We start from the raw sequence: 12,738 nt of genomic DNA on the forward strand, positions 1-12,738 counted from the left end.
CCGGACCGCTCAGTCGGCCCCGAAAACCTTCTCCAGGTACGCGGCGACACCGTCGGACGAGTTCGCCGGGGCGACCTCGTCGGCGATCTCCAGCACCTCCGGGTGCGCGTTCGCGACCGCCACAGCCCGCCCCGCCCAGGTGAGCATCGGCAGGTCGTTGGGCATGTCACCGAAGGCGAGCACGTCCGTAGCGGCGACACCGATCCGGTGGCAGTACCAGGCCAGGCCGGCGGCCTTCGTCACCCCGGCCGCCGAGATCTCCACCAGCCCGGAGCGTGAGGAGTGGGTGGCCTCCGCGAGCCCGGTGAGGGCGGCGGCGACCAGTCGGGTGAACCGGTCCGGGTCCTGCTCACCGGCGCGCGCCAGCAGCTTCACCGCTGGTGCCGACAGCAGCTCCTCGGCGGTCTCCACGGCCCGGATCGCCTCGTCGTCGGCGTCCCAGCGCAGCGGGTAGTGCGTCTCGTGGCGCATCTGCCGGCCGTCGACGATCTCCACCGCCAGGCTCACCCCGGGTATCTCGGCACGCAGGCGTCGGACCACCTCGGCGAGCAACTCCGGGGCCAGCGGGTCGGCCCGCAACACCTCGTCGGTGGTCGGGTCGTAGACCACCGCGCCGTTGGCGCAGACCGCCGGCAGCGGCTCGGCCAGTTGGTCGTACACCAGCCGGAGCCAGCGGATCGGTCGGCCGGTGACCAGGACGACAGGCGTGCCCTGGGCGGAGATCCGGGCCAGCACGGCGGCGGTGCGGGCGCTGAGGGTGCGGTCGTCGCGCAGGAGTGTCCCGTCGATGTCGCTGGCGACCAGGTGCGGCGTGGAATCCATCACCGGGACAGTAGCCGGTCGAGATAGATCGCCACCCCGTCGTCGTCGTTGCGCAGGGTGACCTCGTCGGCGACCGCCCGCAGGCTCGGGTGGGCGTTGGCCACGGCCACCCGTCCCCAGCCGGCCCACTCGAACATCGGCAGGTCGTTGGGCATGTCACCGAAGACGAGCACGTCGGCCGGGTCCACGCCGAGGGTCTGCGCGATCACGCTGAGCCCGGAGGCCTTGTCCACCCCGGGCGGGCAGATCTCGATGAAGCCCAGACCCGCCTGGGTGAGGGTGGCGAGGTGCGGCGGGACGATCTCCCGGGCGACGGCCAGCAGCTCGTCCACGTGGTGATCGGCGGTACGCGCGAACGCCTTGATCACGTCACCGGCGAGGCACTCGGCGCGGCTACGCACCTCGAACGCGTCCTGGTAGGGCCAGGCGGGATGGTAGTCGCCCCAGAGCGGAGCCTCGTGCTCGTCCGACGCCTCGACCATGACCGTGAGCGGGCCGACCGCGGCCTCCAGCTCGGCCAGCAGAACAGCCAGCACCTCGCTGGAGAGGCGCTCGTCCCGCAGCACCACCGGCCCCTCCGGGTCGCTCTGGTCGACCACCCGGCCGCCACCGGCCAGCACCAGGAAGTCGGCGGCACGGATGTCGTTGCGGGTCAGTTCGGTCAGTCGGGGACCGCGACCGGTGGCACCGACCACCGGGATGCCGGCGGCGCGTACCCGGTCGAGAACCCCGTGGGTGAAGGCCGAGACGGTGTCGTCGCTGCGGACGAGCGTCCCGTCGAGGTCGGTGGCGATCAGCTTGGGCAGGCCCGGGCGGGTCATCGTTCCTCCTTCGCCCGCCGCCGTCGCGACCAGCCGTTCACCTTGTCGATCGGCGACCCGGCGTGACGGCGGGCAGCAACCGTACCTCGCAGAAACGGTCGCAACCATGGCTTCCAGGCGAATCGGGTGCCAACGGGCGACACACCGGAGGTGACCTCTTGACCAGGGCGGGGATCAGTCGGACGGCGCCTCCCGGGCGAAGGGGACCGTCGGCGTGACGGTGATGTCCGCGGGCGGACGTTCCCCCTCCGGCTCCGCCTCCTCGGCCGGTCGTCGGCTGCGCCGTCGCGGCTCGTCCGGCCCTGGCCGTGCTCCGACCGGTCCGGGCGAGGTCCGGGCGAGCGCCGCGGCGAACAGCCCGACGGCGACGAACGCGACGATCAGTCCGCGCTCGTACTCGACGGCGAAGGTCAACTCCGGGTTGTAGAACATGCTCCGTCGCATCGTGTCGTCGAGCGACACCAGGGTCGTCGCCAGGAGCGCGAGCACGCCGGCGGCGAGTGCCAGCCCGGCCACCCGGGCATTCGCCCGGACGGAGTCCGTGCCGCGCAGCGCGAGCGCCACCGCCACGCCGAGCGCGAGGAGCCCGATCAGGTACGCGGGGCCCAGCCCGATGTCGGACACACCGCTTGTCACCTGGAGCGGGGTCTCCGGCTCCGGCCCGCCGTTGGGGATGGTGACCGTCGACCACTCGCCCAGCAGCGAAGCCAGAGCCGCCACCGCACCGAGGCCGGCCAGCAGCGCCGGCACCCGATGGTCCCGACCGAGACCGCCGAGAGACCGACGGAACCGGCCCGCCGCAGGTGACTCGTCCTCCGTACCCCACTCGATGACGCTGGCACCGTCGGAGCGGTCGTCCTGACGGGGAATGGGGAGGTCGTGGGTCATCACTCACCCTCTCCTGGTGGCCGGGACGCCGTGCGTCCGCCGCGCCGCGGGGTCCGGGTCGCATCATGACACAGCCGGCTGCTGCCGCCGAGGAACAACCACGCGGCCGGGGCGGTCGGTCGCCTGCCGGCCCGCGGTGGACTAGCGTCAGGTGCATGCCTATCCGTACCGCTTCCGCACGCTGGCAGGGCAACCTCACCGAGGGGTCCGGCACCATCCGCACCGGCAAGGGCGGAATTCAGGGGAACTACTCCTTCAAGTCGCGCTTCGAGGAGGGTGAGGGCACCAACCCTGAGGAACTGATCGGCGCCGCGCACGCCGGCTGCTTCTCGATGGCGTTCTCCAAGGCGCTCGCCGACGCCGGCACGACGCCCACCTCCGTGGAGACCACCGCGAAGGTGCATCTCGACAAGACCGACGCCGGGATGACCGTGACCCGGATCGAGTTGGACACCGTCGGTGAGGTGCCCGGCATCGACGAGGCACAGTTCGCCAAGCTGGCCGAGACCGCCAAGCAGAACTGCCCGATCTCCCGCCTGCTCTCGCCCGGCGCCGAGATCACCCTCACCGCCCGCCTCACCTCCTGACCCACCCCCTTCGCGCCGATCTTGCATTTTCGGTCTCCGTTATGCGGCTTCTGTGCCAATTCGCGACGACCGGAAGTGCAAGATCGCGGGCGGGGTGGGGAAGAATGAGGGCGTGGCGGTGGAGATGGGGCGGGAGCGGTTCGAGGAACTCGTGGGGGAGGCGCTCGATGAGGTTCCGGAGGAACTGCTGGCGCTGATGAACAACGTGGTGATCCTGGTCGAGGACGATCCGCCGCCCGGCGAGGATCTGCTCGGCCTCTACGAGGGACACGCGTTGACCGAACGCGGCTGGGACTACGCGGGGGTCCTGCCGGACCGCATCCTCATCTACCGCAACCCCATCCTGCGCATCTGCCACAGCGACGAGGACGTCGTCGACGAGGTGGCCGTGACAGTGGTGCACGAGATCGCCCACCACTTCGGCATCGACGACGCGCGCCTGCACGAGCTGGGCTGGGGCTGAGAGTTCCCGAACCAGGTCGCCCGGCTGGACGTGTTGCGGGCTGGCCCTACCGTCTCGGCCAGGTACGGCGAGTACGGGAGGAACCATGCGCAGTGAGCTGTTCTCGGCGGCGAATCTGGAGCGGGAGTCGGCGCAGCCCGGCATGCGGCTGCAGAACGCCAAGATGTTGAAGATCGAGCTCGACGGCGAGGCGATGGCCCGGGTCGGTTCGATGGTCGCGTACCAGGGTCAGGTGCAGTTCCAGGCGCTCGGCTCCGGTGGGCTGGGCAACTTCCTCAAGCAGAAGCTCACCGGCGAGGGCGTACCGCTGATGAAACTCAGCGGACGCGGCGACGTGTTCCTCGCCGACTTCGCCAAGGACGTGCACGTCATCGACCTGGAGCCGGGCGACGCCCTGTCCATCAACGGCTCCAGCGTGCTGGCGTTCGACGCCACCCTGCGCTACGACATCAAGATGGTCGGCGGGGCGGGCATGGCCTCCAGCGGCCTGTTCAACTGCGTCTTCACCGGGCACGGCAGGATCGCCGTCACCACCCGGGGAACCCCGGTGGTGCTCGCCGTCGACGCGCCCACCTACGTCGACCCGCAGGCCGCCGTCTGCTGGTCGGCGAGCCTGCAGACCGGCTACCACCGGGCCGACCAGCTCGGGCTCGGCACACTGCTGGGCCGCACCACAGGCGAGGCGTACACGATGAGCCTCGCCGGCCACGGCTTCGTCGTCGTGCAGCCCTCCGAGGAACCGCCGATCATGGGCAGCGGTCAGCAGGACCAGGGCGGGGTGCTCGGCGGCCTGTTCCGGTAGCTCGCGCTTCCGGATGTCGCGCAACCGGCGCAGCCGGACCCGGCTGCGCCGGGCCGCTCAGGTCAGCTCGCCCGCGCGCAGGCGGGCGAGCCAGGCGGCGGCGTCGGTGTAGTCGGCGTCGGAGAGGCCCGCCGGGGCGGCCACCGGCCGCTCCCTGGTCGGCCCGTCCCACCGGTGCCGGGGGTACGAGCCGAGGAAGCGTACGTCGGCGCAGACCCGGCGCAGCCCCTGCAACGCCTCACCGAGCCGGACGTCGGCGACGTGACCGGTGCAGTCGAGGAAGAAGACGTAGCGGCCGAGCGCCTCGCCCGTCGGTCGGGACTCGATCCGGGTCAGGTTGACACCCCGGACCGCCAGCTCCATCAGCACGGACAGCAGCGCGCCGACCCGGTCGTGCGCGATGTAGACGGCGAGCGACGTCACGTCGTCGCCGGTGGGTGGCGGCGGTGGACCGGGCCGGGACAACAGCGCGAAGCGGGTCACCGCGTCCGGATGATCGGCGATCTTGTCGGCCAGGACGGCGAGCCGGTGCCGGGTCGCCCCGATGGGGGCGCAGATGGCCGCGTCGTACTCACCGTTGGCCGCGCCGGCCGCCGCCGCTCCGTTGGACAGCACGTCCACCACGATCGCGTCGGGCAGGTGCGTCCGTAACCAGCCCCGGCACTGGGTGGAGGCCTGCGGATGCGCGGCGACGCTGCGTACCGACGGCAGCAGGGTGCCCGCGCGTGCCCCGAGCACGAACTCCACCGGGAGGATCACCTCTCGGGTGATGACCAGCGGTTCCCCCTCGGCCAACTCGTCGAGGGTCACCCCGACCGCGCCACCTATCGAGTTCTCCAGCGGCACCAGAGCCGCGTCGGCCTCGGCCGCGCGGACGGCCTCCAGCGCCTCGCCGACGCTGCGGGCCGGCGTGCGGCTGCCCCGCTCGGCGGCGGGCACTGTACGCAGTGCCTGCTCGGCGAAGGTGCCCTCGGGCCCGAGGTAGACGAAGCGTGTCGGCGGCGTTCCCGGCATGCGCCCAGCCTACGCACCCGGAGTCGGCGACGAGCCCGACGGCGAGGGCGAGGGGGTCGACGGCGTGGGCAACGGCGTCGGTGGGGGCAACGGCGTCGGTGGGGGCACCGGGACCGGGAAGCCGCCGCCGTCACTGCCGCAGGCCAGCGTCTGGATGCCGGCAGGACTGGCGACCCGCACCTCGGCCGTGCACACGTCGGTACCGGCGGTCACCAGGCTCAGGGTCCCGGCCCGGTCCCGGGTCACCACCTGGAGCGGCTCGTACCCGGCCACGTCGAGGGTGGTCAGCTGCCAGTCGGCGGCACACAACGGACCGTTGCGGACGCTGACCCGGGCATTGCCGGGCAGCAGCCCACGGCGGCCCCGCACCAGCTCGATGATCCGCTTCGCCGACGGCTCGCCGGTACAGGCCACCGCGACCAGCCCCGGGTCGGCGGAGGGAAGGGTGGGACCGGCACCGGGCGGTGCGCCGAACGACGGGGTGGCGGGGCTGGTCGGGCCGCTCGGTGTCGGGGTGGCCGCCCGGGTCGGCAGACCGCCGCCCTCGCGTACCTCCGGTGGCGCGCCGCATCCGACCGTCAGCAGCGCGGCCAGCACGGCGACACCGACCAGCCTGCTGTGCCGCCGGAACGGCCGGCAGGTGAAGTCGACACCGGACCAGGAGCCGGCGGTGGGCCGTTCAGGGGCGGCGTGCAACGGCGGGGTGGGCGGCACGGCGGTGGTCCTCAGGGCGGGAGACTCGGGGTGGCAGGTGGCCGTGCCCATGGTAGGAGGAAGTCAGACCTCGGAGAAGAAGGTGAGGGAGCCGGCTACCTCGCCGTCGGCGAGCACGGGTGTGGAGATGGCGTCCACTGTCGCGTCGGGCGCGTCCTCCGTCGCCGCCTCGATCCGTAGCAGCCCGCGGGCCAGGCGCCCGGAGGTGAGCGCCAGCAGCGGCGGGATCTTGTCGATCTCGGGCTCGGCCAACTCGCCCCGATAGGCGGTGAAGTCCAGTAGTCGCAGCCCGCCGTCGAGCAGCGGCAGACCTATCACGTCCTCCGGCGCGCCGAGTTGGAGCAGTTCACAACCGGCGGTGGAGACGGCCAGCACCCGGGTCTCGGCGTCGATCAGCAGACACGGCTCGTGGGCGCTGGAGACCGTGGCCGACCAGCGGCCGATGTTGTCGCACCCAGGCTCTGTCGGTGTCCCCCCGGAGGGTGCGAACACTTCCGAGAGCGAGAGTTCGACGTGGGCCACCGAGCCTCCTATGCACACCGACGGTACGTCCACGCTAGCCGGTCGCGGCAGCGACCGCCGACCGCGCTGGGCGTACGGTGCCGTCGGTGTTGATCAGTGCCCGGTCGGCGACGGCGCGGGCCGGCGGGAGCTGAGCCGTGCCCGGCCGCGTGGCGTCGCCGCTGACGTTACCGGCGGCCGGCCGGCTTGTCAGCGGCCATTCGGCCGTCCTCGTACCACCGGTAGTCGGCCGCGGGCGGGTAGCCGCCGTTTCCCCAGGTGCCGGGGTGCTGCGCGACTCGGGACAGCTTCTCGGCGGTGGCCGGGCTGATCCGGTTGCCGCCGGCCACGAGCAGCCGGTCGAGCTCCCGGTGGGTCGCCATGAGGCAGTCCTTGGGCAGGCCGTACACGCTGATGACCCCCGAGCCCACGAAGGTGAGCACCGGAGTCACCGGGATCGGGTGGCCGACGGCAGCGGTGAGCGCCTTGCTCGCCCGCCGGGCGTCGCGGCGGGCCTCGGCCACGTACGGCGGCCGCTTGCCGTTGATCTGCACCACGTCACCGGCGACCAGGACGCGGGCGCGGCCGTGGTCGGCGATGGTGACGGCGAAGAGCCCGCTCGGGCCGATGGCCAGGAACCCGGCCCGGTTGTCCGCGGTGTCGTCGAGCAGGACGTCGGCCGCATCGGTGCGGGGCCAGTCGATGACGTGCCACGCCGGCCCGAGGTGGTCGAGCTGACCGAGCGCGCGGGCACCGGCCGCCTCCAACCGCCGCGCGCCCCGCTCCGCCCGGCGACGACGGGCCCACTCCAACGGGGACGGGCGAGGAGTCGCGACCACCCCGGGCGACTCGACCCGGGGGTGCGGTACCGCCACTGGCGGCAGCGCCCTGGCGGACGGTACGGCTCGACGAGCGGGGAAGACAGTCATCGCGACCTCCGGCAAAAGGTCCCTCGAAGTTACGTTCTCACTACCCTACGTTGCCAGTCCCGGTGGTCGGCAAGCCGGAGCGCCGGAATGACTGTGGATGAATGCCATATTCACCCACGGTTGTTTTACCGGATACCGCCAAACCCTGCCCTACGCTGCGAGGGTGAGCCACCACGTGGACAGTGAGGTCGGCCGGCTCGGCACCGTCCTGTTGCACCGGCCGGGGCCGGAACTCGCCCGGCTCACCCCACGCAACAACGACTCGCTGCTCTTCGACGCCATCCCGTGGGTGGGCCGGGCCCAGGAGGAGCATGACGCCTTCGCGGCGGCGCTGCGGGAACGTGGCGTCGAGGTGCTCTACCTGACCGACCTGCTCACCGAGACGCTGGCCGTGCCGGACGCCCGGACGGAGCTGACCGACGAGGTGCTCGACTCGCCCCGGCTCGGCGACACCCTGCGCGCCCGGGTCGCCGCGCACCTGGCGTACCTCGACCCGGCCGCGTTGGCCGGCGTCCTGGTGGCCGGCCTGGCCCACGAGGAGCTGCGGCTCGGCCGGGACCGCCGGGGCGGCCTCGTCTACACCCTGATGGACCGGCACGACTTCATCATCGATCCGCTGCCCAACCTGCTGTTCACCCGCGACTCGTCACTGTGGATCGGTGACCGGGTCGGTGTGACGAGTCTGGCGATGCCCGCCCGGCGGCGGGAGACCACCCTCACCGACGCGATCTACCGCCACCATCCCCGGTTCGCCGGCACCGAATTCGTCTACCGACCGGACCTGGAGCCCCTGGAAGGGGGCGACGTGCTGCTGCTGGCCCCCGGGGTGCTGGCCGTCGGCGTCGGCGAGCGGACGACACCCGCCGGTGCCGAACGGCTCGCCCGCCGGGTCTTCGCGGCCGGACTGGCGCACACGATCCTCGTCGTGCCGATCGCCCAGGAGCGGGCGACCATGCACCTGGACACCATCTGCACGATGGTCGACGTCGACGCCGTGCTGATGTACCCGAATGTCGCAAGCACGCTGTCGGCGTACACGGTCATCGCCGGCACCGACGGCGAGGACCCGCAGGTCGACGGACCGGCACCGTTCCTGCGGGCCGCCGCCGACGCGATGGACCTGGACCGGCTACGGGTCATCGACACCGGGCTGGACCCGGTGACCGCCGAGCGGGAACAGTGGGACGACGGCAACAACACCCTGGCGCTCGCGCCGCGGCTCTGCGTCGGCTACGAGCGCAACGTCGAGACCAACGCCCAGCTGGAGCGGGCCGGGATCGAACTGATCCCGATCGCCGGCTCGGAGCTGGGCTCGGGGCGCGGCGGCCCCCGCTGCATGTCCTGCCCGCTGCTGCGGGAGCGGGACCTGAGCCGGCCCGGATGACCTGTGGATCAGCGCAGGGTGAGCTGGCGGCCCAGCAACCCCTGCCGGGACCTGCGGGCAGCGGCGTCGAGCGGACCGGTCTCGGCCAGGGCGTCGGCGTACCGCTTGGCGAAGTCGGCGACCGGCTGCTCCCATTCGCCGGCCGGGATCTCCTCGGGCAGGTCCCAGACCGGCACCAGCCGCCCGTGGGCGCGGAACATGCCGGCGAACCTGGTTTCCTCGCCGAGGGTCAGCGAGCCGGCCGCGCCGAGCCGGGCCAACGCGTCCAGGGCTGCCTCCTCGGCCTCGGGCAGCACCCAGCGGACATGGGCCTTCGCCGTCACCTGGCACCAGTACGCGGCACGCGCGGCAGTCAGCCGCACCGTGGGGTAGATCGCCGCGTTGGCCCGCTCCAGGGAGGCCCGCACGGTCGGGTCCTCGGCGGCTTCCGGGGCCAGCCAGAACTCGAAGCCCTCGTGCAGGCTGATCTCCAACGGGCCGTCGACCAGGATGTCCTGCAACCGGGGGCCCGGGCCGGGTAGCGGCGGCACCACGACCTGGGCACCGGGGTCGGTGCGCAGCGCGCAGAGCAGCGACTCGGCCAGGTCGCGAGAGACGTCACCGGACTGAAGATGACGCTGAAGCCCGATGAAGATGTGACCGTCGTCCCGGCTCATCGCGGGAGCGGCCATCGGCAGCACGGTGGCCAGGGCGACCGGCCGGTCACCGTACTCGTCGACGAGTGCCGGGGTGAGCCGCAGCGGTGCGGAGGCGGCTGGCACCAGCTCCCGCAGGGCGATCCATTCGGGCTCGTCGACCAGGCCTTCGAAGGGCCGGGGTACGAAGACGTCCCGGATGCGCTCCCGCTTGCCGGAGGAAGTGGCGGCTCGCTGGTTCTTTCGACGCTTGCTCACGGCGACACAGCCTAGAGCCCTCCGGCGGACGGTGGGGGCCGGACCCGCCCGCGGCCGCGTCAACCGGTCGACCGACCGGTTCAGCCGGTCGTCACCAGCGCCGGCCGGTCACCGGCCGGGTGGAAGTCGGCCCAGACGCTCTGACCGAGACCGTCGCGCTCCACGCCCCAGCTGGTCGCCAGGCCGGAGACGATGTGCAGGCCGCGGCCGTCGGCCGCGTCCATGTCCGGCGGCCGGATCCGCGGACTGCACGCGGCGCCGCCGTCGGTGACCCGCAGTCGGAGCTGCGGACCCTCGGGCGTGCACCGCAGCCGCCAGGCGACCCGGACCACGCCGCCCGGCAGTGGGTCGGCGTGCCGGACCGCGTTACCGACCAGCTCGGCCAGGACCGCCACCAGATCAGCCAGCATCGCCGGGGAGACGGCCCCGGCCAGCTCGGCGGCGAGCCGGTGCCGGGCGATCCGCGCCCCACTGGCATGGTGCGGCACCACCACGCACCACGCCCGTTCGACAGCTGTCGTCGCCACCTCTGCCCCTCTTTCGCCCCGTGACCCCCACTGTCACCTGCGGGGCAGCCGCACCTCTGCGACCGTACCCCCACCACTTCTCGGTCGGAGGAATACCCACCCATTCTGCTGTTCAACGATCCGGCGGACGAGATAGAGGCCGAGACCGGTGCCGGGATAGCGACGCCGGTCGCCGGAGTCACCCTGCCAGAACCGGTCGAAGGCCCGTTCCACGTGCTCGGGGCGTACGCCGATGCCCCGGTCACTGATCCGGAAGCAGACGGTCTGGCCGTCGGCACCGGCGGTGACGTCGATCGGGGAGTCGGGTGGGGAGTACTTGCCCGCGTTTGTGACGAGTTCGGTGAGCACGGTGGCCAGGCTCTGCCGATGCCCGATCGCCCTGGGCAACTCGGCCGGCACCTGGAGGGTGGTCCGCCGACGCAGGTCCGTGGGCAGGTCGTCGATCGCGACCCGCAGGGTCTCGGTGAGGTCGAAGGCGGCCGGCGGTCCGTCGCCCGGCCACGCCTCCGTTGCGGAGGAGAGCAGCCGGTCGAGCAGCCGGGCCAGCTCGTTGGCCCGCTGGCCGATGACCCGGGCCGCCTGCCGCCGGTCCGACTCGCTCAGCGACTCCCAGTGGTCGGTGAGGGTGTCCGCGTAGCCCTTGATGACGGTCACCGGGGTACGCAGTTCGTGACTGGTGACCGCGACGAAGAGGTCCCGTTCGTGGTCGTGCCGCTGCTGGTCGGTGGTGTCCCGGAAGGTGACCACCCGCAGGGCGCCGGGTCCCGGCAGCTCACCCGAGGTGATCCGCAGCCAGCGCCCGCCCGGCAGGCGATGATCGAGGACCTGCCCGGACGGCGGGAGCGGAAAGGGCAGCGGCTGGTTGATCGCCTCTTCGGTGGACCGACCGGTCACCTGCGCGGCGGCCGGATTCCAGAGCCGTACGTGGGCGTCCCGGTCGACCACGGCCAGCCCGTCGGCGAGCGCCGCGACCACCGGCCCGTCGCCGTGCACCGGCAGGCCGCTCTGGTCGCCGTACATGTGGGCGATGCAGGAGCCGAGGTATCCGACCACGCCGCGTTGCTCGGCACTCGGCTCCTCGTCGCCGGCCAGGTAGAGGGCGTGCAGGCTGCCGACCGTGTGTCCACCGATCTCGGCCCGGGAGACGACCATCCGCCGCAGGTCGCGCTCGGCAAGCTCGCTGACGAGCGGGTTGGTGAACTGATCGGTCCGTACGCACTGCACCCGGGGACCGGCGAGCAGGCAGATGGTGACCGGATCGTTTGCGGGTAGCGGCCGGCCCACGGTCCACTCGGCGGCCCCGGTGGCGGCGATCACCCGACCGCCGCTGGGCGCGAACTCCACGAACGCCATCCCGGCTGCCCCGAGCGCCGGCTGGGCCACCCGGAGCAACTGGTTCAGGACCGGTAGACCCGCGTCACCGGAATTGATCATCTCGATGACGGCGGTGTGCCCGGCGATGAGAGCCGAGTAGTCGGTGCGGTCCGGCATCCCCCGAGTGTGCCCGTCGTCGGAGTTTCCGGGCACCCCCGAGTGGCCCAGGGCCGGTGTCGGAGCCCCCGGCCAGCCACGTCGACACCGACGGTGGCCGGTCGCTCACCGCTGCATCCGGGCGAGGGTCTGCGCCGGGCGGTCGGTGATCACGCCGTCCACTCCCGCCGCCAGTACCAGGTCGAGGTCGGCCGGCTCGTTCACGGTCCAGACGTAGACCTGGCTGCCGGCCGCGCGCAGCGCCGGTACCAGGGCGGGGCGGGCGCGGACCAGCGCGATCCCCGGTCCGGCGATGCCGGCGCCGAACGGCAACCGACCCATGGGCAGCCAGCGCGGCAGCACCTCCAGCAGGAGCACGGTCGGCAGCGCGGGAGCCAGCGTCCGGATCCGGCGTACCGCCAGCGGGGAGAAGGACATCACGGTGACGTGTACGGGTGTGTCCGGGCCCGGCTCGGCCAGACCGTACCGGCGCAACAGGGCGACCAGGCGGCGCTCCACGTTCCCGCCGTAGCGGGACGGATGTTTGGTCTCCACCAGCAGCCGGACCGAGCGACCGGCGGCGAGCACGGCCTCCAGCAGCCGTTCGAGGGTGAGCAGCCGGGTGCGCGAGTCGTCGAGTACCTCGTCACCGTTGGCCGGAACACCCCCCGGATGCCAGGAACCGAAGTCCAACTGCTCCAACTCGGCGAGCGTACGGGCGCTGACCAGGCCACGGCCGTTGCTGGTCCGGTCCAGCCGCCGGTCGTGTACGCAGACGAGGTGCCCGTCGCGGGTCAGCCGGACGTCGCACTCCAGCCCGTCGGCACCCTCGTCGAGGGCGCGCAGGTAGGCGGCGAGGGTGTGCTCCGGAAGGTCGTACGAGGCGCCCCGGTGGGCGAATACGAGGGGTCCGTCCACGGCTC

Annotated in this window: 14 protein-coding genes and 1 pseudogene; 4 read left to right on the forward strand and 11 right to left on the reverse strand. The window is 72.5% G+C overall.

The window, feature by feature from the left end; all coding sequences use genetic code 11:
- Positions 1 to 9: 9 nt before the first annotated feature.
- The 3 genes from AB0I71_RS06915 to AB0I71_RS06925 form a co-directional block, all read right to left on the reverse strand.
- Complete coding sequence (locus AB0I71_RS06915) at positions 10 to 822, reverse strand: HAD family hydrolase (protein WP_357582280.1); 813 nt, start codon at positions 820 to 822, stop codon at positions 10 to 12.
- Positions 822 to 1,643 carry an HAD-IIB family hydrolase gene (locus tag AB0I71_RS06920; protein ID WP_357582281.1) on the reverse strand — a complete coding sequence of 274 codons (822 nt, stop codon included), beginning with the start codon at positions 1,641 to 1,643 and terminating at the stop codon, positions 822 to 824. Before AB0I71_RS06920 ends, AB0I71_RS06915 begins: the two co-directional genes overlap by 1 nt.
- Positions 1,644 to 1,817: 174 nt before the next feature.
- Positions 1,818 to 2,531 (reverse strand): hypothetical protein, encoded by a 714-nt coding sequence (locus AB0I71_RS06925; protein WP_357582282.1) that lies wholly within the window; start codon positions 2,529 to 2,531, stop codon positions 1,818 to 1,820.
- Positions 2,532 to 2,686: 155 nt separating this feature from the next.
- Between AB0I71_RS06925 and AB0I71_RS06930 the strand changes: the two genes are divergently transcribed.
- From AB0I71_RS06930 to AB0I71_RS06940, 3 genes are all read left to right on the forward strand, one after another.
- On the forward strand, positions 2,687 to 3,118 hold the full coding sequence (locus tag AB0I71_RS06930) for an OsmC family protein (protein WP_357582283.1): 432 nt from the start codon (positions 2,687 to 2,689) through the stop codon (positions 3,116 to 3,118).
- Positions 3,119 to 3,236: 118 nt separating this feature from the next.
- The gene (locus AB0I71_RS06935; protein ID WP_357582364.1) at positions 3,237 to 3,581 is read left to right on the forward strand and encodes a metallopeptidase family protein; all 345 of its coding nucleotides are present in this window, start codon (positions 3,237 to 3,239) and stop codon (positions 3,579 to 3,581) included.
- An 85-nt stretch (positions 3,582 to 3,666) separates the two neighbouring features.
- Complete coding sequence (locus AB0I71_RS06940; protein ID WP_357582284.1) at positions 3,667 to 4,383, forward strand: AIM24 family protein; 717 nt, start codon at positions 3,667 to 3,669, stop codon at positions 4,381 to 4,383.
- Positions 4,384 to 4,440: 57 nt separating this feature from the next.
- Here AB0I71_RS06940 and pheA read toward each other — a convergent pair whose 3' ends face one another.
- The 4 genes and pseudogenes from pheA to AB0I71_RS06960 form a co-directional block, all read right to left on the reverse strand.
- The gene (gene pheA / locus AB0I71_RS06945; protein WP_357582285.1) at positions 4,441 to 5,397 is read right to left on the reverse strand and encodes a prephenate dehydratase; all 957 of its coding nucleotides are present in this window, start codon (positions 5,395 to 5,397) and stop codon (positions 4,441 to 4,443) included.
- A gap of 132 nt (positions 5,398 to 5,529) precedes the next feature.
- Positions 5,530 to 6,009 (reverse strand): annotated as a pseudogene (locus AB0I71_RS06950) (hypothetical protein); the annotation flags it as partial.
- 165 nt (positions 6,010 to 6,174) lie between these two features.
- Entirely contained in the window at positions 6,175 to 6,633 is a 459-nt protein-coding gene (locus AB0I71_RS06955) for a PAS domain-containing protein (protein WP_357582286.1), read from the reverse strand.
- Between the two features lie 167 nt (positions 6,634 to 6,800).
- Positions 6,801 to 7,541 (reverse strand): hypothetical protein, encoded by a 741-nt coding sequence (locus AB0I71_RS06960; protein ID WP_357582287.1) that lies wholly within the window; start codon positions 7,539 to 7,541, stop codon positions 6,801 to 6,803.
- Positions 7,542 to 7,704: 163 nt separating this feature from the next.
- On the opposite strand from AB0I71_RS06960, the gene AB0I71_RS06965 reads away from it, so the two are divergent.
- Entirely contained in the window at positions 7,705 to 8,925 is a 1,221-nt protein-coding gene (locus tag AB0I71_RS06965; protein ID WP_357582288.1) for an arginine deiminase, read from the forward strand.
- A gap of 8 nt (positions 8,926 to 8,933) precedes the next feature.
- On the opposite strand, the gene AB0I71_RS06970 is transcribed toward AB0I71_RS06965, so the two are convergent.
- The 4 genes from AB0I71_RS06970 to AB0I71_RS06985 form a co-directional block, all read right to left on the reverse strand.
- On the reverse strand, positions 8,934 to 9,818 hold the full coding sequence (locus AB0I71_RS06970; RefSeq protein ID WP_357582289.1) for a DUF5926 family protein: 885 nt from the start codon (positions 9,816 to 9,818) through the stop codon (positions 8,934 to 8,936).
- Positions 9,819 to 9,898: 80 nt separating this feature from the next.
- Complete coding sequence (locus tag AB0I71_RS06975) at positions 9,899 to 10,312, reverse strand: ATP-binding protein (RefSeq protein WP_357582365.1); 414 nt, start codon at positions 10,310 to 10,312, stop codon at positions 9,899 to 9,901.
- Positions 10,313 to 10,378: 66 nt separating this feature from the next.
- On the reverse strand, positions 10,379 to 11,836 hold the full coding sequence (locus tag AB0I71_RS06980) for an ATP-binding protein (protein ID WP_357582290.1): 1,458 nt from the start codon (positions 11,834 to 11,836) through the stop codon (positions 10,379 to 10,381).
- A 105-nt stretch (positions 11,837 to 11,941) separates the two neighbouring features.
- Positions 11,942 to 12,733, reverse strand: coding sequence for a glycerophosphodiester phosphodiesterase family protein (locus AB0I71_RS06985; protein ID WP_357582291.1), 792 nt, complete (start codon positions 12,731 to 12,733; stop codon positions 11,942 to 11,944).
- Positions 12,734 to 12,738: the final 5 nt, after the last annotated feature.

It is taken from the genome of Micromonospora sp. NPDC049891, from assembly GCF_040660295.1.
Taxonomy (GTDB): domain Bacteria; phylum Actinomycetota; class Actinomycetes; order Mycobacteriales; family Micromonosporaceae; genus Micromonospora.